Annotated in this window: 20 protein-coding genes; 9 read left to right on the top strand and 11 right to left on the bottom strand. The window is 58.1% G+C overall.

Annotated elements, in window-relative coordinates; genetic code table 11:
• Window positions 1-466 precede the first annotated feature (466 nt).
• Together HY2_RS14940 and HY2_RS14935 are read right to left on the bottom strand one after the other, a co-directional pair.
• Window positions 467-901: a CBS domain-containing protein gene (locus tag HY2_RS14940; protein ID WP_034829029.1), complete on the bottom strand. Its 435-nt coding sequence runs from the start codon at window positions 899-901 to the stop codon at window positions 467-469.
• A gap of 90 nt (window positions 902-991) precedes the next feature.
• Window positions 992-1690 carry a rhomboid family intramembrane serine protease gene (locus HY2_RS14935; RefSeq protein WP_034829027.1) on the bottom strand — a complete coding sequence of 233 codons (699 nt, stop codon included), beginning with the start codon at window positions 1688-1690 and terminating at the stop codon, window positions 992-994.
• Window positions 1691-1840: 150 nt separating this feature from the next.
• Here HY2_RS14935 and HY2_RS14930 point away from each other — a divergent pair, with 150 nt between their 5' ends.
• A complete protein-coding gene (locus HY2_RS14930; protein ID WP_034829025.1) occupies window positions 1841-2221 on the top strand; it encodes a DUF4345 family protein in 381 nt (126 codons plus the stop codon).
• 81 nt (window positions 2222-2302) lie between these two features.
• On the opposite strand, the gene HY2_RS14925 is transcribed toward HY2_RS14930, so the two are convergent.
• Window positions 2303-4843: a TonB-dependent receptor gene (locus tag HY2_RS14925; RefSeq protein ID WP_206741046.1), complete on the bottom strand. Its 2541-nt coding sequence runs from the start codon at window positions 4841-4843 to the stop codon at window positions 2303-2305.
• A 376-nt stretch (window positions 4844-5219) separates the two neighbouring features.
• Between HY2_RS14925 and HY2_RS14920 the strand changes: the two genes are divergently transcribed.
• Entirely contained in the window at window positions 5220-5801 is a 582-nt protein-coding gene (locus HY2_RS14920; RefSeq protein WP_112062669.1) for a PAS domain-containing protein, read from the top strand.
• A gap of 27 nt (window positions 5802-5828) precedes the next feature.
• On the opposite strand, the gene HY2_RS14915 is transcribed toward HY2_RS14920, so the two are convergent.
• The gene (locus tag HY2_RS14915; protein WP_034829021.1) at window positions 5829-7466 is read right to left on the bottom strand and encodes a choline dehydrogenase; all 1638 of its coding nucleotides are present in this window, start codon (window positions 7464-7466) and stop codon (window positions 5829-5831) included.
• A gap of 149 nt (window positions 7467-7615) precedes the next feature.
• Here HY2_RS14915 and HY2_RS14910 point away from each other — a divergent pair, with 149 nt between their 5' ends.
• Window positions 7616-8218, top strand: a complete 603-nt coding sequence (locus tag HY2_RS14910) for a PilZ domain-containing protein (protein ID WP_034829019.1) — start codon at window positions 7616-7618, stop codon at window positions 8216-8218.
• Window positions 8219-8231: 13 nt separating this feature from the next.
• Here HY2_RS14910 and HY2_RS14905 read toward each other — a convergent pair whose 3' ends face one another.
• Window positions 8232-8762 (bottom strand): gamma carbonic anhydrase family protein, encoded by a 531-nt coding sequence (locus HY2_RS14905; protein ID WP_034829018.1) that lies wholly within the window; start codon window positions 8760-8762, stop codon window positions 8232-8234.
• A gap of 261 nt (window positions 8763-9023) precedes the next feature.
• On the opposite strand from HY2_RS14905, the gene HY2_RS14900 reads away from it, so the two are divergent.
• The 4 genes from HY2_RS14900 to HY2_RS14885 all read left to right on the top strand — a co-directional run bounded on the left by HY2_RS14900 (window position 9024) and on the right by HY2_RS14885 (window position 12153).
• Window positions 9024-9833 carry a PhoH family protein gene (locus HY2_RS14900; protein ID WP_034829017.1) on the top strand — a complete coding sequence of 270 codons (810 nt, stop codon included), beginning with the start codon at window positions 9024-9026 and terminating at the stop codon, window positions 9831-9833.
• Window positions 9834-10116: 283 nt separating this feature from the next.
• A complete protein-coding gene (locus HY2_RS14895) occupies window positions 10117-10989 on the top strand; it encodes a class I SAM-dependent methyltransferase (RefSeq protein WP_112062668.1) in 873 nt (290 codons plus the stop codon).
• Window positions 10990-11045: 56 nt separating this feature from the next.
• Window positions 11046-11477 carry a hypothetical protein gene (locus HY2_RS14890; protein WP_034829016.1) on the top strand — a complete coding sequence of 144 codons (432 nt, stop codon included), beginning with the start codon at window positions 11046-11048 and terminating at the stop codon, window positions 11475-11477.
• A gap of 241 nt (window positions 11478-11718) precedes the next feature.
• Complete coding sequence (locus HY2_RS14885; protein WP_034829015.1) at window positions 11719-12153, top strand: organic hydroperoxide resistance protein; 435 nt, start codon at window positions 11719-11721, stop codon at window positions 12151-12153.
• 55 nt (window positions 12154-12208) lie between these two features.
• Here HY2_RS14885 and HY2_RS14880 read toward each other — a convergent pair whose 3' ends face one another.
• The 4 genes from HY2_RS14880 to HY2_RS16910 form a co-directional block, all read right to left on the bottom strand.
• Entirely contained in the window at window positions 12209-13807 is a 1599-nt protein-coding gene (locus HY2_RS14880) for a peptide chain release factor 3 (protein WP_112062666.1), read from the bottom strand.
• A 70-nt stretch (window positions 13808-13877) separates the two neighbouring features.
• Window positions 13878-14252 carry a hypothetical protein gene (locus HY2_RS14875; RefSeq protein WP_034829013.1) on the bottom strand — a complete coding sequence of 125 codons (375 nt, stop codon included), beginning with the start codon at window positions 14250-14252 and terminating at the stop codon, window positions 13878-13880.
• A 92-nt stretch (window positions 14253-14344) separates the two neighbouring features.
• Window positions 14345-14701: a DUF1491 family protein gene (locus HY2_RS14870; RefSeq protein WP_233346378.1), complete on the bottom strand. Its 357-nt coding sequence runs from the start codon at window positions 14699-14701 to the stop codon at window positions 14345-14347.
• A 60-nt stretch (window positions 14702-14761) separates the two neighbouring features.
• Window positions 14762-16357: a sensor histidine kinase gene (locus tag HY2_RS16910; RefSeq protein ID WP_051595088.1), complete on the bottom strand. Its 1596-nt coding sequence runs from the start codon at window positions 16355-16357 to the stop codon at window positions 14762-14764.
• 158 nt (window positions 16358-16515) lie between these two features.
• On the opposite strand from HY2_RS16910, the gene HY2_RS14860 reads away from it, so the two are divergent.
• Together HY2_RS14860 and HY2_RS14855 are read left to right on the top strand one after the other, a co-directional pair.
• Window positions 16516-17493 carry a hypothetical protein gene (locus HY2_RS14860; RefSeq protein WP_034829011.1) on the top strand — a complete coding sequence of 326 codons (978 nt, stop codon included), beginning with the start codon at window positions 16516-16518 and terminating at the stop codon, window positions 17491-17493.
• 76 nt (window positions 17494-17569) lie between these two features.
• Window positions 17570-17986, top strand: a complete 417-nt coding sequence (locus HY2_RS14855; protein ID WP_034829112.1) for a SufE family protein — start codon at window positions 17570-17572, stop codon at window positions 17984-17986.
• Here the strand turns inward: HY2_RS14855 and HY2_RS14850 are convergent.
• Together HY2_RS14850 and HY2_RS14845 are read right to left on the bottom strand one after the other, a co-directional pair.
• Window positions 17983-18627: a hypothetical protein gene (locus HY2_RS14850; protein ID WP_034829010.1), complete on the bottom strand. Its 645-nt coding sequence runs from the start codon at window positions 18625-18627 to the stop codon at window positions 17983-17985. The two genes, HY2_RS14855 and HY2_RS14850, sit on opposite strands and share 4 nt — an antisense overlap.
• A complete protein-coding gene (locus HY2_RS14845; protein WP_051595087.1) occupies window positions 18628-18972 on the bottom strand; it encodes a helix-turn-helix domain-containing protein in 345 nt (114 codons plus the stop codon).
• Window positions 18973-19033: the final 61 nt, after the last annotated feature.

The following is a 19033-nucleotide window of genomic DNA, read 5'->3' as shown; positions in this document are numbered from 1 at the left end:
AAACCTTGTATCTCAATTGTTTTCCCGAACCGGGTTCTGCATTCAGAAGCCGTGGCCTCGTCTGCAGAGTGGCGGCTTATATGGACCGCCCTTCTTCCCGTCAACACCCTTTTTCGCGGCTTCTGCAGTAAATGATGAAACCATCAAAACTGCCTGATTAAGACCGCAAAAGAACCCGCCAACCGATGCTATATCGGCCCGCAAAATCCCGAGCGTGTAAGGGAACCGAGTTAAGGGCTCTGCGTGGGAAAGACTAAAACTTCCGATCCATTCAGAGGCCCGAAATCCGGGCCCGCTTCTGAAACCCGAAGGCCTCGTCAGCGGAGGTGGCGATGTACTCCCCACCCCCGAATGCCGCAACCCCATAATGCAGGATTTCTGCACAAAACAGCACAGATTTGTGTCGGGCATGTTCCTGCAGCAAGCACTGCAGGATCAAAAAACCAATGAAGACAATGAGGAAGGCCTAGTACTGCGCCGAGAGGTAAGACTTCATCGCTTCTGCTTCTGCTTCAGTGGCAGCGATCTTCCACTTCACCAAATCACCAATCGAAATCACGCCTATCAGTTTTTCGGCCCTTACAACGGGCAAATGGCGGATCCGGCGGTCCGTCATCAGCTGCAGGGCCTCGTCAATCTGGGTGATCGACTCGATCGTGATGACGTGACGAGTCATCGCGTCCCCGACTTTCAGATTAAGCGCTTCTGCGCCGCGCCGTGCGACATGACGGACAATGTCCCGCTCAGACAGCACGCCAACTATGGCACCGTCATCGTCCAGCGCCACAACAGCGCCGATTCGACGGCTATCCAGTGTCATGGCTGCCTCAGATAAGGATTGATCCGCTTTAACGGAAATAATCTCGAATCCCTTGTCGTTCAGGATCTGGTCCAGTGTCATCCACGTCCTCCCATGATGCGCGGCGCCCCTGCGACGCCGTCTTGTTTTCTAGCATCATAGCATATTTGACGCCCGGAAGCGATTGCCAGTCTAGATTCCGGCTCTAGGGCGGCGTGTCAGCAGGTAGCGGAAGAGAATCGATCCGGTGATATAGCCGCCAATATGAGCCTGCCAGGCAATCTCGGCGCCAAACATGGAAGGCCCCAGGAAAGCGAGCATCGCATTGGCCACCACAAACACGGCAGAAACGGTCAAGAACTTGCGGCTGACCAGATTCGGGCCATTCTGGAGCAGTAACACAGCGGCAAGATAGCCTGACACCCCACCTGATGCCCCGATTGCCGGCGGCCCCACGGGATAATGAGCCAGCAAATGCACGATTGACCCGCCCGCAACGCTCACCAGGAACAGAATCAGGAAAGCCACACTGCCGCCCATGGCGCTGCGCGAGACACGCTGCAGCACAAGATAGACGGGCTTGCCGAGCGCAACCAGCATCACCGCATTCATCAGAAGATGAGACCAGCTGCCATGCACAAAGGCCGTTCCAACCAGCGGAATCAGCGCGGACAGCACATTCCCATAGGGCGGATAAGCCTGCGAACCTACATTCACGCCTGCCCAGCCCCAGAAACGCTCAGGAAAAACAGCGCCTATATCAACAAACAAACCGTCAAGCCCCTGACCGCCCACAAGACGAATCACGTGCGCCACGGCAGGGCTGAGCGCCAGAGCCGTCACAAGCGGCGGCGCATTGATGATGGGGGGTGATCGCCGGGACTGAGGCATACAGGCCTGCTCCTTGTAAGAATCTGCCTCTACTAGATGGGGTTCGGGACACAATTTCCACCCCAAACAGATATGCGGCCTCAAAATGCCGGAGGGTTATTCAAGGGACGGCCTCTTTCCGACGGAAGATTGCGCCCTAACTCCACCTACATGCTGATACGTATCTTCCTTGCTGCCCTCGCCCTTTGCTTTGCCATTTTCGGGACATGGTCGATTCTCGATCCCGCCGCGATGGGGGACTCTCTTGGCGTCACCTTTACCGGCGACAACGGAATCTATGAAGCGAGAGGCATATATGGCGGCGTCAGCCTCGGTGCAGCCTTGCTGCTTCTGTCCGGAGCAATCCGTGAGCGGATGATGCGGCCTGCCCTATGGTTCATTTCGGCTTATATGGGCGGCTATTCCTTTGCGCGCCTTGCGGGTCTGATCGCAGGTGATCAGCCGACCACGGACTTTATTTTGTTTGCAGTATTCGAGGCTGTCTGCATGGTTGTTTCTATTATCGCGCTCAGCGCATACAAGCCGAAATAGACGCGGCCATGCGCCTTGCCGCAAAAGAAAAAGGCCCCGCCAGATGACGGGGCCTTTTTCTTTGTTTTCCCAGGCTAAGTCCTAGAAGCTCTTGCGCACAGTTACGCCATAGGTGGCTGGCTGGTTCGGATAGCCAGACAGGGAGCCTGTCTGTGCCACAGCCGGGAAGGCAACCGTGAGATACTCATCATTAAAGATATTACGGCCCCACAGCGTCACGCTGAGGCCATCCTGTGTCGTGAAGCCGGCAGAGGCGTTCACCGTGTTTACTTCCTTCTCCATGTCGATCAGCGCCTGATCTTGCGGATCGTCGAAATAATCTGACGGACTTTCATACTGCCAGTCCGCGCGAACGAAAGAATCCAGGGAATTGACCGTAAAGCTGTAAGTTGCTGCCAGAGAGGTCGACAGGTCCGGAATGCCATAGGGCTTCCGGCCGCTGATGTCTCCGGAGGCCGAATTCGGGAAGCTGTCATAGACAGGGTCCAGATACGTACCTGCCGCAGATATGAGCAATTGGTCCGTCACATTCCATTGAATGTCTGCCTCGACACCTTGGGTGGACTGCTTACCGGCATTCGTCAGCGCAAAGCCAGTGCCCGTAAAGGCGTTGGACTGGAAGCCTTCAATGGTCTGATCGAAGATCGCAACGTTAAAGGCAAAATTACTATAGGCCCCTTTGATGCCAAGCTCAAAAACCTCGGAATCTTCCGGACCGGCATAACGCGTGCCTTGCGAGAGGTTAGGCGTCAGCAGCCCCCCCTGCGTCAGCAGTGCATAATCGGAAGCGGTCGGACGGCTATCGCGGGACAGGTTCCACGAGGTAGCCTTGAAGCCGGTAGCATATGATCCGTAGACATTGATATTGTCTGTCAGGTCATAAGCAAGGCGCAGAGTGACGGACGTGTCCTCGTCATTGGTAGAGCCCCCCTCCACCAAATTCGGGAAGTTCACGAATTGCGGGAAGAATTGCAACTGCTGCAGGCTGCCCGTCGCCCCCGCGGCGGTCGCCTGCATTGTGGCAAAGACATCAGGGAAGTTCGCAGCAAAGGCACCGATAGCAGCCGGATTGGTCGGGTCAACACCGGCCTGGATCAAAAGGCCACCAAGAGTGGCCTGCTGAATGTAAGGTGACAGAGGATCGAGATCGACGGCGGCGAACATGTCGGTCGACACGACGTTCGCAAACGCGTCCTTGTTGTCCTGTGTATAGTTCAGTCCGAAGGTCGCGGTCAGGCGATCATTGATGTGATAATCAATTGTGCCGAAGATGGAGGCCGCCGTGTTGTCCTGGCCATAAGTCTCCGTCATGCCTTGTCCGGGCTGGAAGAATGTCCCCGGTGCAACGCCGAACACCGCCGGCTCCAATCCAGTCAGAAGTCCGGAAGACAGGATATCAATATAACCGCGGATCTGGCTACCATAGAGCAGCTGGTTGTCGATATCGACGCTTTCGTCGAAATAGAAGGCGCCAACCATCCAGTCGACCGGGCCTGTGCCATTCGAAGTCAGGCGGACTTCCTGGGTGAAAGTTTTGATCTCGGTGTCGTTTGAGTTGCGGCTCAACAGATCGGCGCTGGTGAAGTCAGAATCCTGATCGGTGCTCAGTTCGGACTTGCGGTAGGCCGTGATGGAAGTCAGCGTGAACGCGCCCATATCGAAATCGCCCTGCAGCGACAAACCGCCATTTGAAATCTGGTTCGTGGACGGGAAATTGTAGGCTACTCTGTAGGAGAATGGATCTTCTGCCACAATCTGACCACCCAGCCCCACAACAGCCGCGCCGGTTGGCCCATTCACAACGTTAGCCGCAATACAGCAAACTTCATCAATCTCATCATAATCGGCGATCAGGCGGAAAGACATATTGTCGGTCGGCTCAAACAGCATCTCGCCACGAATGTTCCAGCGGTCACGCTCGTTGGAGGGCACCCCGGACCCGATATCCTCGGCATATCCATCCCGCGTATTGTATCCACCGCCCAGGCTGAAAGCGAGATTCTCGCTGATCGGGCCGGTGACATAGCCACCAAGACGATAGCCATCATAATTGCTTATGGTGCCCTCGACATTGCCACCCCACTCATATTGAGGCTTCTTGGTAATGATCGAGATGACACCGGCAGAGGCATTCTTGCCGAACAGTGTGGATTGCGGGCCGCGCAGAACTTCTACACGCTGGATGTTCGGCAGATCAGAAATCTGAGAGGCAGACCTGGAGCGGTACACGCCATCAATAAACACACCGACAGACGGTTCGATACCCGCATTGTTGGACCCGTTGCCAAATCCACGAATGATGAAGTTCGTATTGGCCGAAGACTGCTGCTGGCTGACACGCAGGGACGGCACGATGGATTGCAGGTCGCCAAGATCAACAATCTCTGACTTTTCGATCACGGACTCGTCCACGACGGACACAGCGACCGGTACATCCTGCAGCGTCTGTTCGCGCTTGGTCGCGGTGATGGTGACCGTCTGAAGCGTGCGAGATGTGTCATCGTCCGCATCCTGGGCAAGCGCAGGGACGGAAATGGAGGCATAAGCGGCAAGGCCGGCACCCAGGAAGAGCGCAGACTTGTAACTGAACGCGCGGTCAGCGCGGGATTTGGCAATTTTCACTTCGTTTCCCTTTGAGCAAGATTTCTGTTCAGGAGGATTTATGCTTCGGTTTTATTCACTATGCGTAAGGTCTAAGCGGTTCGCATCGCTTTGCAATATGTTACGGCAAGTCAACTCTGACATAGCCATTACAGCATTGCACAATAAGCACAGCCTGATCTGATCTCGGGCAAGCGTGTACCGTGATGAGACTCCTCCGCTCCGCATCCTCCGCCGTCAGCGCGCACTCCCTGTCGAAATTCCACAGAATCGCTTCTGAAAACGCCTCAGCGGGGAAAAAATCCTGAGCTTGAGGCAACATATTCCCGCGGGGCGGGAATGCAGCAGACTGGAATAGATATTGCGGAAGTGAGAGCCGAACTGGCCCGCACGGGCCTTGGCATATCTGATGGAGCCCCCGCTCAATATGGAAGACCGGTCGATTCACCCCAATACCAGGATCCTGCTGGATGCCTGGCGCCGCATGAACGCTACCCCCGAGGATTATTCCCTTCATGGCCCGCGTGCGAACGAACATCCTGATCTGCTCACGAACCTCTTCGTGATTCAGGCAACGGGGGACGGCGCATGGGAGTTTCGGTCTGCCGGTGATGGCCTGCGCGCCCTGCTTGGCAGAGAGCTGGCCCAGCATGACTATCTCAGCCTCTGGACCGGCCCTGATCGCTACATGATGGCGGCATTCCTGGACGCTGTGCATCTAGACGGCGGGCCTGGTGTCATCCGCGGGCGTGGCGAGACACTGACGGGCCAGCGCGCCGAAATCGAAATCACGGTCATGCCGCTGGCACCGTCGCAATCAGGCTCACGCCAGAATCGCTTCCTCGGCCTGTATCAGACACTGGGGGGTGTCCCGACCCTGCGCGGACGCCCGATCTGGCGTCACCGGATTTCCATGCTGGTTCCACCGGACACTCGCCCCGAAAGCCCTGCGCTGAAGGTTGTCTCTTCGAACGACTAGGTTGTCCGGGGCGGTATATTCCCCGCCTTAGGCGAGTTCGGCTTGCGGCTCTTCTGCCGCAAGTGGCGCTTTCTTTAGGATCATGTCAGCGGCCTTTTCCGCGATCATGATGGTCGGCGCATTTGTGTTGCCGCCAATCAGGGTGGGCATGACGGACGCATCAATCACCCGCAAACCCTCCACGCCTCTCACGCGCAACTCGCCATCGACCGGACTGTCCTCGGACGTTCCCATAGCGACTGTCCCGACCGGATGATAGATCGTTTCGCCCATGCGGCGTACGAACGAATCGATCTCCTCATCACTCTTCACGCTCTCGCCAGGCATGATCTCCGCGCCGGTCAGTGCTTTCAGCGCATTCTGGGAACAGATATCACGTACCATTTTGACCGCTTCGCGCATCGCCCGGCGGTCTTCCTCGGTTGCCAGATAGTTCGGATCAATGGCTGGTGCATCAAACGGATCGGATGAGGCAAGGCATACCGTGCCTCGGCTTTCCGGCCGCAACTGGCAGGCGTGCACCGTGTAGCCATCCTTGTCGGCCTGATGCTTGGCGTGATCCATCATGATGGCATTGACCAGATGAAGCTGGATGTCCGGCATTTCCAGGCCCTCGCGCGACTTCAGGAAGGCCCCTGCCTGTAAATGATTGTCGGCCCCGGCACCGGTCTGGTTGATCAGGTACTGGATACCCACGCCCAGTTTCTTGATGCCTTTCTGCATGGAATAGGCAGACAGAGGTTGGGTCATTTCGTGAATGATGGTCAGGTCAAGATGGTCCTGGAGGTTTTGCCCCACTTTGGGAGACTTGACCTTTGCCTCAATGCCGAACCGTCCCAGATGATCCGGATTGCCGATGCCGGACAGTTGCATCAATTGTGGGGACTGCACCGCGCCGGCACAGACCAGCACTTCTTCGGACGCGTGGATCTCCTGGGCCAGACGGCCCTTCCCTTCGACAACCTCAACGCCGGTAGCGCGGCCATTCTCGATCAGCACACGCGTCACCAATCCTGTTGAGATAACAGTCAAGTTCGGGCGCACGCCCACAATCGGACGTAAATATCCGAAAGAAGCGCTCCAGCGCTCTCCCTTGTGAATGGTGCGCTGATAACGGCCTACACCTTCCTGATCTGCGCCGTTGAAATCCTCTGTGGTCTTGTAACCGGCCTCTTCCCCAGCCTGAAGGAAGGCCCGGTAAATCGGCGAATTCATCGGACTTTCGGAAACTTTCAGCGGCCCTGCGCCGCCATGAAAGGCATTATCGCCGCCTTCATATCCTTCAGAGCGTCGGAAATAGGGTAACACATCGGCATAGCTCCAACCCTTCAGGCCCATCTGGGCCCACTGGTCATAGTCCCCCGCATGACCGCGAATATAGACCATGCCGTTGATCGAGGAGGAGCCGCCCCAGCCTTTTCCACGCGGCCACCATAGCTTGCGTCCGTTCATATGCTTCTGAGGTTCGGTCCAGAAGCCCCAGTTATAATCGTTTACATCCTTGATCAGGTTTCCAACCCCCGCGGGCATGCGCACCATCAGGGAGTTATCTTTCTTGCCAGCCTCAATCAGACAGACCTTGATCGTGGGATCTGCAGATAATCGGTTGGCTAGAGCGCATCCGGCACTGCCCGCGCCGACAATAATATAGTCATAGGTTTCCACCTCTGTTTCCTCCAGCTGGTTGTCTCTGGTTAACGGATTCAGTTAATCCTTCACCTTCACACAACAGTTTGTGAATGAAACTCCTGTAAGTAAAGCGTTGTGTGGGGGAAGATGAATGCGAGGCCAGGAGGCCTACAGGAGTGAAGTTTATGTCTGCACCCCAGCTGTCCATGACGCACAGCCCTTTGGCGGAATCTGAACGGGACCGTCGTCAACACGAGCGGATCGACCTTGAGATCGGCGGCTGTTATCTCGACGAGGAAAGTCAGGACCACAAGCTGGTCACGGAGAACCTTTCCTGTTCCGGCGCCTTGATGCGCGCTGCGACCATCCCTTCCGAGGGATCAAATGTAATTTGTTATTTCGACGATCTCGGCCGTGTTGCCGCGACAGTGGTGCGCACGTCTGAAGATGGCTTTGCCGTCCAGTTCAATGTCGTACCGCACAAGCGCGAGAAACTGGCCAATCGCCTGTCCTGGCTGGCCAATAAGGGCGAGCATGAACTGCCGGAAGAGCGCACAGCCCCGCGCTATCCGACAAGCGGACACGCCCAGGTCATTCGCAAGAACGGCCAGCATCTGGCCTGCAATGTCATCGACATATCCCTGACCGGCGCGAGCCTGGAAACTCATGGCGCGCTGCCCGCCATTGGCGAGATCGTGATCGCCGGCAACCTTCAGGGCCGCGTCGTGCGGGTTGGCGAAGGCAATTTCGCCATCAACTTCCTACGCAAGGACGAAAGAGAAGACTAGCGCCCAGCCGCGTTTAGTCGATCCGTTTCAAGCTGCCGCGATGCCGCTTCCAGTTTTCCACATAGTGGACTGCTGACATCTTGATCACCTGGATCTGGTGGTCGGAAATTTCCTTCACAACCTTCCCCGGCGCTCCCATCACAAGGGAGTTGTCCGGGATTTCTTTACCTTCCGGAATCAGGGCGTGCGCCCCGATGATGCAATTCTTACCGATCTTTGCATTGTTCAGGATCGTGGAGCCGATACCGATCAGCGTTTCTTCACCAATCGTACAACCATGCAGCATCACCATATGGCCAACCGTGACATTTGCCCCGATTGTCAGCGGGCATCCGACATCAGTGTGAAGCACGCTGCCATCCTGAATGTTGGAGTTCTCGCCAATCGTGATCGGATCATTATCCCCGCGCAGGGTAGCACCATACCAGACTGAGGCATTCTCCTTGAGAATGACATTGCCCATAACCTGGGCGTTTTCAGCCACCCAGTAATTCCCGCTTTCGGGCAGGCTGGGACGGGCTCCGTCAATTTCGTAGATCGCCATGGGTCTGGGGCCTCCTTAATTTCGCAAACGGAATTATCGTTTAATCTTCTGATAACCTTGCTACACTCTAATCATCAACAGATTCGGAGTTGGAGACGGTCATTACCAGACCTTGTCACACCCCGCCGCCCGGGCGTCCAGCCCAGGAACTGGCTGCACCGCCCTCGGGGCGTCAGGCCTCTTCTTCCTCCCAGTTTCCACCAAGCCACTGTGCGTTCTTGCCAGTGGCTTTTTTCTTGCCCGCAACCAAGGAGTCCACCCATGGGTAAACGCAATGCAGCGAAGCGTATGAAGCAAGGGTCTGAAGTCAATTTGAACGCCTGGTTCGAGGAAGGTGCCCAGGGCAAGGGCCCCCAACTGCACGCCATTGAAGGCGGCCGGGGCTGGCATCCGGATGATGCTGATGGAAAGCAAACTCATCAGAGGGCGGAAAATGGGCGTACCCAGCGTTACCAGAAGACGGTAAAGCCCCGTTCTGAAAACCAAGCCCAGCTGATGAAGGCCATGGACGATCACGCCCTGGTCGCCGCGCTTGGGCCTGCCGGCACCGGCAAGACCTATCTCGCCATCTGCAAGGCGGTTGAGGCTCTTCAGAAAGGCAAGGTAGCGCGCATCATTCTGTCTCGTCCTGCGGTAGAGGCTGGCGAGCAGATCGGCTTCCTGCCCGGCGCCATGGAAGACAAGCTCGCGCCCTATCTGCGACCGCTTTATGATGCCCTCTCCGACAGGCTGTCTCCCGGCCAATTGAAACACATGCTGGCCGAAGGTGTCATCGAGATCGCCCCGATCGGTTTCATGCGGGGACGTACACTGAATAATGCCTTCATCGTCATCGACGAAGCGCAGAACTGTACCTATACGCAGTTGAAGATGCTGCTGACGCGCCTTGGCTGGCACTCCACCATGGTCATCACCGGAGACCCGGCGCAAAGCGATCTACTCCCGGAGTTTTCAGGCCTCGCCAATGCGGCAGAGCGGCTTGAGAAGCTCGGCGGCGCCGCCGTCATCAAGCTCGAAGGCAAGGACGTTGTCCGTCACCCGCTTGTCCAGGAAATGCTGGACGTATTGTAGAGTACCCTCGCTCTCCTCCAACCCGCCGGACTTGCCATCCGGCGGGCTTTTTTTATGCGTATAGCCAGATGTTCGGCTTTGCCGACCTCACTCCCCTCCTCGCCGCACCGCGTTTGTATGGGAATGGAAGTCAAACTTATTTTGATAATGATTATCATTTGCAATTTATGTGAACGTATTATAATTTGCCATCAAGCTAAAAGTCTCGTGCAAGGCCAACTGGCTTGGGCATACAATAAGAGGGATGTGGGGCCTGGCAGTTCGCAGGGCGCCACAGGAAAACATGACCAATACTCAACAAAAGATGCAGAGCGAATACTGGAATACGAGCGGAGCGGAGCGTTGGCAGCGCAATGCCCACCATCTGGAGCAGGCGCTCTTTCCCTTTTCAGCGGAAATCATCGGTCATATTGCTCCTGCGCCGACAGATAATATTCTGGACATTGGATGTGGAACCGGTGACCTCTCGACGGATCTGGCGTGCCTGACACCGGATGGCCAGGTTGTGGGTCTCGACATCTCTGCGCCGCTGCTGGAAACAGCACGGAACCGGAATGCCGATGCGCCGCTGCCCAACCTCTCCTTCATTCTGGGCGACGCCTCCTCATGGCAGCCAAGCGCCTATGTGGATGCAGTTGTCTCCCGTTTTGGGGTTATGTTCTTCGAACATCCGGAAGCCGCGTTCGAGAATATTCGCAACATGCTGAAGCCCGGCGGACGCATGGCCTTTGCCGCATGGGCCAGCATGGAGGAGAATGAATGGGTCTCTGCCCCCCTGAGCGCCGTGCAAGCATATCTGAACGAGGCTCGCCCTGGTCCGCTGCCCGTGCCTGCGCCGAACATGCCCGGCCCCTTTGGCCTGTCTGACCGTAACCGGATCGAGCATATCCTGGCCGCTTCCGGCTGGTCTGACATTCTCATTTCGCCCTGGCTCGGCCATCTGGAGTTTCAGGACATGCAAAGCCTGGAAGGCATCGTGGACTTCATGACCAGTATGGGCGGTGTTGCACGCATGATCGGCAGTGGTTTGATTGAGGCTGATGAAGCGCGTGCAGCTGTGACAGAATTTCTGACACCGATCTGGGAAGATGGAACAGCCACCATCTGGCGCGCCAAAGCCTGGATCGTATCCGCCAAAAACCCGGAACCGGAATAAGGCGCCCCCCCCTTAAGGGGGATGTGGCATCTTCAGACGCGGGCTAATTTCCATACATGAAAACACGCATCCTCCTGTCAGCCTTGCTTGGGCTGAGCTTCGCCCTTCCCCTGAACGCCTCGGCAGAGCCGGCATCAGCGGAAGAAACCACCGCCTTCATCGGCACATGGTCCATCGCCTGGCCGGATGAGTCCGGCGTGATCGTCAACGTGCCGGACGTAACATGTGACGCTCCGGCCATGATTGAGCAGGTCGATGAAGACACAATCCATGTCGCAACGCCCGGCGGAGATATGGGCAATTGGGATGTCCGCAGCTTTGATGGCCGCTTTCCATGGTGGCGCGAAGACGGCCAATCTCTGGTCTCTGAGTGGAAGAGCGAAAGCGCTTTCCTGCTGGCGGGAAAAGATCATACCGGCATCATGTCCGACTGGGACAATGCGAAACAATGGACGCGCTGCCCGGCCGGAGAAACTGAAAGCGAATAGAGCGGCCCTCTTCAGCTGGCGCTGCTGCGTCTAGTCGGACAGGTTTGATCGCAGGGACTCGATCTTTGCGATCAGGCCTGCCGATTCCTCAATAGGCATAAATCGGCATGCCGGCCGCCTCGATGGTCTCGGCGGAACATAGGCGGCTTCGGTCTCCAGCGCCTTGCAAAGGAAAACGCGCACATACAAATAGCACCTACGATTTAATCCCGCGCGATATTCATTTACAAAGGAAACCAATATGTCCGTTACAGTCCTCTACGAAACCAAAGCTGTCGCAACAGGTAACCGTGAGGGTGACGGAATGGCTGAAACACTGGACGGCAGCCTGAAACTGAATCTTGCCGCCCCGAAGGAACTCGGCGGTTCAGGAAATGGCAACAACCCCGAAGAAATATTCGCAGTGGGTTATGCCGCCTGCTTCATCGGGGCGATGAAAGCGGTCGCAAGCAAAAGCGAGTATTTGAAACTGCCCGCAGATGCAAAAGCAACTGCAACGGTCGGTATCGGTCCGTACTCTGAAGGTGGTTATGGCCTGAAAGTGTCGCTGGATGTGTCCCTACCCGGCCTTGAAAAAGCCGCTGCGGAAGAACTGGTCCAGAAGGCCCACGAGGTTTGTCCCTATTCCAACGCCACGCGCGGGAATGTTGACATGGAACTCTCCGTATCCGTCTAAACTTTTCGCCGGAGGCCGTAGCAGCGGCGCCCGGGCCCTCAGCCTACACCGCAAATCAGAGCATACGTTCTTTCGTTGCCGTGAAGCGGATGTCCGGATTCTTTTCCTGGGCGTAGCCGACATCCCAGGCATTCTTCGCCAGATAGACCGGCGCACCATCGAGATCCGTTCCGCTATAGGATTTGTTCTTGTCGAGAAACGCTTCCAGAAGTTTCGGATCATCACTGCTCATCCAGCGCGCCACATTATAGGGTGCAGGCTCGAAGACGACTTCCAGATTGTACTCGGCGGCAACGCGCTCGATCATCACTTCGAACTGAAGCTGGCCGACCGCGCCAACAATCATGTCAGACCCAATGGTTGGTTTGAACAGCTGGGTCACACCCTCTTCCGCCAGACTTTCCAGCGCCTTGCGCAAATGCTTTGCCTTCATCGGATCTTTCACGCGTGCACGGCGCAACAATTCCGGCGCAAAGTTCGGAATGCCGCCGAACTGAATATCTCCGTTCTCTGACAGACTATCGCCAACGCGCAGCTGGCCATGGTTCGGTACGCCGATCACATCGCCCGCATAGGCGGTCTCGGCGATCTCGCGATCCTGCGCCAGGAACATCATAGGATTATGGATATTCAGCTGCTTGCCCGCCGTCGTCTTCAGGCGCATGCCACGCTTGAACTCGCCCGAGCATAGCCGCAGGAAGGCCACGCGGTCGCGGTGGTTCGGGTCCATATTGGCCTGGATCTTGAAGACAAAGCCAGAGACCGGCTTGTCAGAGGCGTGAATTGTGATCGGCTCACCCTTCTTCTCGGCTTTCTGGTCCCTTGGCGCAGGCGCATATGAGTGTAGGGTACGGAGCAGTTCAGCAACCCCGAAATGGCGAAGCGCTGATCCGAACACGACCGGCGTCATGTGACCGCCCAAGAAGGCCTCTTCATCAAATTCCGGCAGCAGGCTGGTCGCCATTTCGGCGCCTTCGCTCAGCTCTGCGAAGACGCTCTCGTCCAGCTCGGCTATCAGCGTATCATCATCGCCTGAAATGCGCATGGCCGGCCCGATGCGCGGCGCTTCACCGGGTTTGCGCTCAAACTGGCAGAATTCCTGTTTCTTCAGGTCCAGCATGCCCGCGAAGCGCTGACCGCTCGCGGCAGGCCAGTAAAGTGGCGAAGTATCCAGCTGCAGCTTGTCCTGGATTTCATCCAACAGCGCGATGGGGTCTTGTGCCTCACGGTCCATCTTGTTGATGAAGGTGACAATCGGAATGTCACGCAGACGACAAACCTCGAACAGTTTCAAGGTCTGCGGCTCGATACCTTTTGCGGCGTCCAGCACCATGACGGCGCAGTCTGCTGCGGTCAGTGTGCGATACGTGTCTTCGGAAAAGTCTTCGTGGCCTGGCGTATCGAGCAGATTGAAAACGAGGCCATCAAATTCGAACGTCATGACGGAGGCGGACACCGAGATGCCACGGTCCCGCTCGATCTTCATCCAGTCAGACGTTGTACGGCGGGCTTCGCCGCGCGCGGCCACTTCTCCCGCGGCGCGGATGGCACCGCCAGCCAGCAACAGGTTTTCCGTCAGCGTCGTCTTACCGGCGTCCGGGTGGGAAATGATGGCAAAGGTGCGCCGCCGGGCGGCTTCCTGTTCATGGGACATGGAAATTCAGGCTCTTTCGTATTCGGCAGAGCCCCTAGCCCATTTGAGCTGGCGATTGAAGGGCTGTCGCTCAGGCAGCGGCTGGCCAGATCTCGCCCATATCCGGCGCCTTGCCTTCCCGGTGGTGGCGTTCGCGCAGCGAAGCCAAGATGGTTTCCGGCAGAATGGTCAGGCGCGGCTCTGAGACTTTGCCGTCAAAGGCCGGAAACAACGCCGCATTGGCACCTGTCTTGGAAATGATCAGAGAGCCCAGATCCTGCAGCAGGCTGTCTTCAAGACGGATGCCTTCCTTCACATGCTCGGCCACAACGCGGCTCGCAAAGGCCAGCGCTTCGCGCGCCCGCATGCCATATGGGTCACCGCAGCCGAGAGACTTCCAGCATTTGGCAAGGTGCATTTCGGGTATGTCGATCTCGGCGATCTGATCATTCATCAGAAACAGCATGATTGGCGCGCCCCAGCTTTGGTTCTCTACACGCTGAAGCTGCCGTCACACGGTTAACAACGGCTTACCATTGGTTAAAGACTTCTGTGAAATTACTGCGACTGCGAGCCTTCGACATCCTCTGTCAGGAAGTGGCGGCCCTGCCGGTCTTCAATCTCGATGACCCAGAGGTCCCGGTCCCGCTCGCGCGCTTTCTTCACATAGGCATCAACATCCCGCTCCTCCGGCCCGATGCCCTGCACGATGAGATCCAGGAAGATGCGCTCGCCCTCCATGTTCATGCTTGGGCTGTAGACCGCTGCCGTACCGTCCAGCCGGGCCACCTTGACCAGTACATCCCCGCGATGCTCGTCCCCTGCCTGCACGACAAAGGCCGACGCACCGCCGACTTCGACCCGCCGGATCAGCGCATCGACCCATAGCTTTGTGGGCAATCTTTCCATCATCATGCGAGAATTCCTGTGTGTTGTCGGCAGGAGCATACGCGCCGCTTGCAGCAAGCAGAATACCTATTCCGCCGCATCTTCCAGCGGCTGGATGTCGGCGGGGTTGGCGCGTGGCAGGCTGACTTCCACTTTCGTGCCCTTACCGGGTTTGGAGTCGATAGTGACGAGGCCGCCATGCAGCTGGGCAAAGGAATGTACCACGGCCAGGCCGAGCCCTGTGCCCTGCTTGCCCTTGGAATTGCTGCCCTGCGCAAAAGGCTCCATCACGCGGCGCACATCTTCCGCGCTCATGCCGGCGCCCTTGTCGGCCACGCTCAGCACTACGGCATTGCCTTCATCGCGCGCATCCAGCGTGACAGTGCCGTCCCGCTCTGAATATTTAAGCGCATTGGAAACTAGGTTCTGCCAGATCTGGCGCACGGCGCGCGGGTCTGCTTCGGCCCACACTTCATCGCTCGCCTTCAGTTTCATTTTGACGCCCATTCGGTCCGCCTGGTTTTCCAGCTGGCGCATGATGGACATGGCAGAGGCCGTCAGGTCCACAGGCTCCGGCTCCAGCCGCTGGCGGTCGGCCTCGGCCTTGGCCAGGTCCAGAATGTCCTCCACCAGCAACAGAAGGTCCTGCCCGCTCTCGTGAATGATTTCGGGATAGTCCTTGTAGGCTTCGGGCATCGGCCCGCGAATGCCGGCGCGCATCATGTCTGCATAGCCGAGAATGGCGTTGAGCGGCGTCTTCAGATCATGGCCTAGCGACGCAAAGAAGGCTGTGCGTCCGCGCAGGCGCTCTTCCGCCTCCTGCAGCGCAGCTTTCGTCTCGGTCGCCTTGGCGTGGGATTCGGTCAGGTCACGCAACACCAGGAAGGTGCCATTCTCATGCGCCTCGGCCACGAAAGTCGCCTCGCGGCCATTCTTCAGCGTGACATCGCCATGCGTGCGGCCATTGGCTGGCTGCAACAGGCCCTGCTCGCTGTCATCCTGTAGCAGTGAGGAGAGCAAGCCGCCGGCGCGAATGCCGCTTAGGCCCAGCATGTCGCCGCTGATCGTGCGGATACGGCCATATTGGGAAACGTCCAGTAGCATCAGGCCTGACTCTTCAGGCACGCGCAAATCGCTGACGGCCAGGTCGGGTGCCTCGGCGCCTGTCGTGGCAGTCGCTTCCTGCTTTTGCAGATAGATCCAGGCCAGCAGTCCTGTCACGACCAGGCCCGCAAACGCCATCAGCATCGCGACCAGTTGATAGCCGCCTTCCGTCACCACAGGCGGCAGCCAGCCGACGCGCACCATCAAAGTGGCGGCAACATAGGCCACCGCGCCGAACACCGCCGATTCGGCCGCCATCCGGGCATCGCCAAGGTTAAGGGCGACCAGCGGGGCAATGGTAAACAGAATGGTCAGAGGGGACAGCGCAGCCCCGGTCGCGGCCACGCCCATCACCGCCAGCAGACACCAGCTGATGACCAGGAAAGGCCCCGTCAGATCCACCCACCGGTCAGTCTGATTCAGCACCAAAACCCCCGTCACACCGGGGATTGCAGCCAGCGCAAAGCCCGCCATCATCAGCGAATCAATATCCGCCCGCAACAGCGTGGAAAGGCCCAGAATCACCACCAGGGCCAACCAGACCAGATGGACAAACTGTAATCTCTTTCGCGCCATCATGGCTAATCCGTTAACATCCCGGAGAGATTTATTAGGCATTCTGCCTTGGTCACTCATACTTTGCTGTATTTGTAATGTGGACGACTAGCAAGGCGAGGTTCCCCCGGTGGGGAAGTTCATGCAAGAGTGTCGCGTGTCGCGTGAGGGAGAAGTGAGACATGAAATCCATCAGAATGATCGGTACTGCGGTGATCGCTTTGGGCCTGGCCACCAGCGCATCCGCGCAGGAAGGGGACCCGATTTCGGATTCCGCAGCCATCTATGGCACTTACCAGAGTGAAGTCACAGAAGTGAAGGAAAAACCCTTCAGTTCTGCAGGTGACATCGACAATGCACTCACATCACTGGGCGGGCACAATCCTGATCAACTGTCGAAAGGCTGGATTGCCTATTCCGCGCTGATTGCCTCTCAAGACCCTGAATATCGCGCTGCTGTTCGCGACATTGAAGGCTTCTACGGCCGCGATGCCCTGCTGACCGGCCTGCAAAACGATGTTCGCTACGCCCGTCAACTGAGCGGTGGCGACAATGCTGTCAGCTCCGCCCTTTCCGCCACAGAAGCAGACAGCCAGCGCATCACCAGCGCAGCCGCCTATGTGAAGGAACAGGCCTACAGCCTTCAGGCCTCTGGCTGGGCCAAGGCCAAGATCGGCAATTCAGGCGCCAAGGCGACAAAACTGAACAGCCAGCAAACCATTGGCACTCCGGCCAATGCCAAACTGGTCAATGCTTTCAAGGCAACTGACATCGATTCCATCCTGGCCCAGGCAGGCCGCAGCGGCGCCCCCTCCCTGTGGGACAATGTCTCCGGCGCAGCTGAAGCCATCCGCTTTCCGGCGGCTGTGACGTCAGGCCTGAACCTGAACAGCAAGAAGCGCGTGAAATTCGGCAAGGAACCTGTGGCCGACCAGATCGCCACCCTGGCCGCCTATCGTGTGCTCGGCACGACGGCCGCTTCCAGCAGCCAGGTTCATTCCGCCATGGCAGAGCGTGAAACGCGCGGCTGCCTGAACATGGCCAACCTAAACCTGCAGCAATGCGTAGCCGCGGCGAACCAGCAATATGAAGTCCCCTTTTGTATCGGGGAACACGCCCTGGCCGATGTCGGCCAATGTATCGGCGGCGTCTACCAGTAATTCCCATCTCTCTCTCGCCCCCGGCGCTTCGGCTCCGGGGGTTTCTTTTTGTCTTCAGATGCCCCATCTGGCGGTCATGAGTATTACTGCTGCTGCCGACGAGATCCGCGAAGAGTTTTCCTGGCTGGAAGACTGGGAAGCGCGCTATGCGCACATCATTGATCTGGGCAAGGCGAACCCGCCGCTGGAGGCCCATGAACGCACGGAGGAAACCCGCGTGCGCGGCTGTGCCTCTCAGGTCTGGATGGTGACGGACATTGCCGATGGCAAGATGAAGGTGCGCGCCGAATCCGACGCGATGATCGTCTCCGGCCTGATCGCGCTCCTGATCCGCCTGTATTCCGGCGCGACCCTGGAGGAGATTACCCGCTTCGATGCCAAGGCCCTGCTGGACGAGATCGGCGTCAGCGGCGCACTGACCGCTCAGCGCTCGAACGGTCTTGCCTCGATGCTGGAGCGTATCCGCTCGGATGCCGCAGCCGCGCTCTCCTAAACCGGCGACAGGGCATAGGCCTCGGCAAGTGTCTTCAGCGCTGACAGTGCACGCGTGCCTGCGGCCTGGCGACTGACCCGCCAGTATTCTGCCGCCACGCAGCGGCTTGCCCGATCAATCAGCATGTCTTCAAGATCGCGCATTGCGGGCGTGCCAATCTCGGCTTCCAGCAGGGCCACCTGCGCGGCTGGCTCCGTCGTCGCGCGGGCCGGTCCAGCCCGCAACCGGCTGGCATCCGGGCGCGCAGCCCGTGCAAAATCATCCCGAAACCGGCCTGCCGCCGCCCGCAGTCTGACCGGCAAGGCACTGCCCGGCAGGGTCTTCGTTACCTCAGCGAACAAGGTTTCCCGGCGATGAGGCGGCCTCGCGCGGCCATCTTGCGGCGGGCGTATATTTGCACCGTCAAGGCCCGGCATCTCCAGCCCTGCCCCCATCAGGCGTTCCGGGAAATCCGCATGTGCCACCAGATGGCCCTCATGCTTCAGGCGCGTCACGATGTGCGGAGACACCCAGCCAATGCGCTGCGTGCGGGTATCCCGCCCGCGATAGACTGCCTGCCCGCCCTGCATCGGCACGATCAGGCCGCCATGGCGCAGCACGGCGAGCAAACGACGTTCCGTCATGTCTCTCAGCCGGGTCATCTACGCCTCCACGCTCGCGCCATCGAGCACGACGACGCTGGACAGCCCGACCGACAGCTGTTCGACCCAGAGGTCAAAGTCTGAATCGTCGCGCGCATCCTCGATCAGATTACACGCATAGGCAACCGTTGTGCGGTCCCGGTTGAAGGCCCGCGCCACGCGGCTGAGGCTCATGCCCAGCGCCGTACGCAGCAAGTACATCGCGATATGGCGGCCCCGCGACTCTGCGGGCGACCGGCGCTGGTGGCTGAGGATGCCCTCCGTCTTCAGGCCCAGCGCATAGGCCGTCAGCGCAGCGGCCAGATAGGCCCGGTCCTCGTCTTTCTGTGGATCAAATTCCGACACGTCTCTCTCCTGTTTCCGACAGGCACAAGACTACCCGACTTCCGCAGGTGTAGGATAACTT

The organism is Hyphomonas pacifica, from assembly GCF_000682675.1.
In the GTDB taxonomy this organism is placed as follows: domain Bacteria; phylum Pseudomonadota; class Alphaproteobacteria; order Caulobacterales; family Hyphomonadaceae; genus Hyphomonas; species Hyphomonas pacifica.
The sequence above is the reverse complement of the archived record's forward strand: the minus strand, read 5'-3'. Positions and strand labels throughout refer to the sequence as shown.

Excerpts from the sequence above, each read along its gene's own strand:
- HY2_RS14940 (WP_034829029.1), bottom strand. The coding sequence starts at position 901 with ATGACACTGGACCAGATCCTGAACGACAAGGGATTCGAGATTATTTCC.
- HY2_RS14935 (WP_034829027.1), bottom strand. The coding sequence starts at position 1,690 with ATGCCTCAGTCCCGGCGATCACCCCCCATCATCAATGCGCCGCCGCTT.
- HY2_RS14930 (WP_034829025.1), top strand. The coding sequence starts at position 1,841 with ATGCTGATACGTATCTTCCTTGCTGCCCTCGCCCTTTGCTTTGCCATT.
- HY2_RS14910 (WP_034829019.1), top strand. The coding sequence starts at position 7,616 with ATGTCTGCACCCCAGCTGTCCATGACGCACAGCCCTTTGGCGGAATCT.
- HY2_RS14905 (WP_034829018.1), bottom strand. The coding sequence starts at position 8,762 with ATGGCGATCTACGAAATTGACGGAGCCCGTCCCAGCCTGCCCGAAAGC.
- HY2_RS14900 (WP_034829017.1), top strand. The coding sequence starts at position 9,024 with ATGGGTAAACGCAATGCAGCGAAGCGTATGAAGCAAGGGTCTGAAGTC.
- HY2_RS14895 (WP_112062668.1), top strand. The coding sequence starts at position 10,117 with ATGACCAATACTCAACAAAAGATGCAGAGCGAATACTGGAATACGAGC.
- HY2_RS14890 (WP_034829016.1), top strand. The coding sequence starts at position 11,046 with ATGAAAACACGCATCCTCCTGTCAGCCTTGCTTGGGCTGAGCTTCGCC.
- HY2_RS14885 (WP_034829015.1), top strand. The coding sequence starts at position 11,719 with ATGTCCGTTACAGTCCTCTACGAAACCAAAGCTGTCGCAACAGGTAAC.
- HY2_RS14880 (WP_112062666.1), bottom strand. The coding sequence starts at position 13,807 with ATGTCCCATGAACAGGAAGCCGCCCGGCGGCGCACCTTTGCCATCATT.
- HY2_RS14875 (WP_034829013.1), bottom strand. The coding sequence starts at position 14,252 with ATGCTGTTTCTGATGAATGATCAGATCGCCGAGATCGACATACCCGAA.
- HY2_RS14870 (WP_233346378.1), bottom strand. The coding sequence starts at position 14,701 with ATGATGATGGAAAGATTGCCCACAAAGCTATGGGTCGATGCGCTGATC.
- HY2_RS16910 (WP_051595088.1), bottom strand. The coding sequence starts at position 16,357 with ATGATGGCGCGAAAGAGATTACAGTTTGTCCATCTGGTCTGGTTGGCC.
- HY2_RS14860 (WP_034829011.1), top strand. The coding sequence starts at position 16,516 with ATGAAATCCATCAGAATGATCGGTACTGCGGTGATCGCTTTGGGCCTG.
- HY2_RS14855 (WP_034829112.1), top strand. The coding sequence starts at position 17,570 with ATGAGTATTACTGCTGCTGCCGACGAGATCCGCGAAGAGTTTTCCTGG.
- HY2_RS14850 (WP_034829010.1), bottom strand. The coding sequence starts at position 18,627 with ATGACCCGGCTGAGAGACATGACGGAACGTCGTTTGCTCGCCGTGCTG.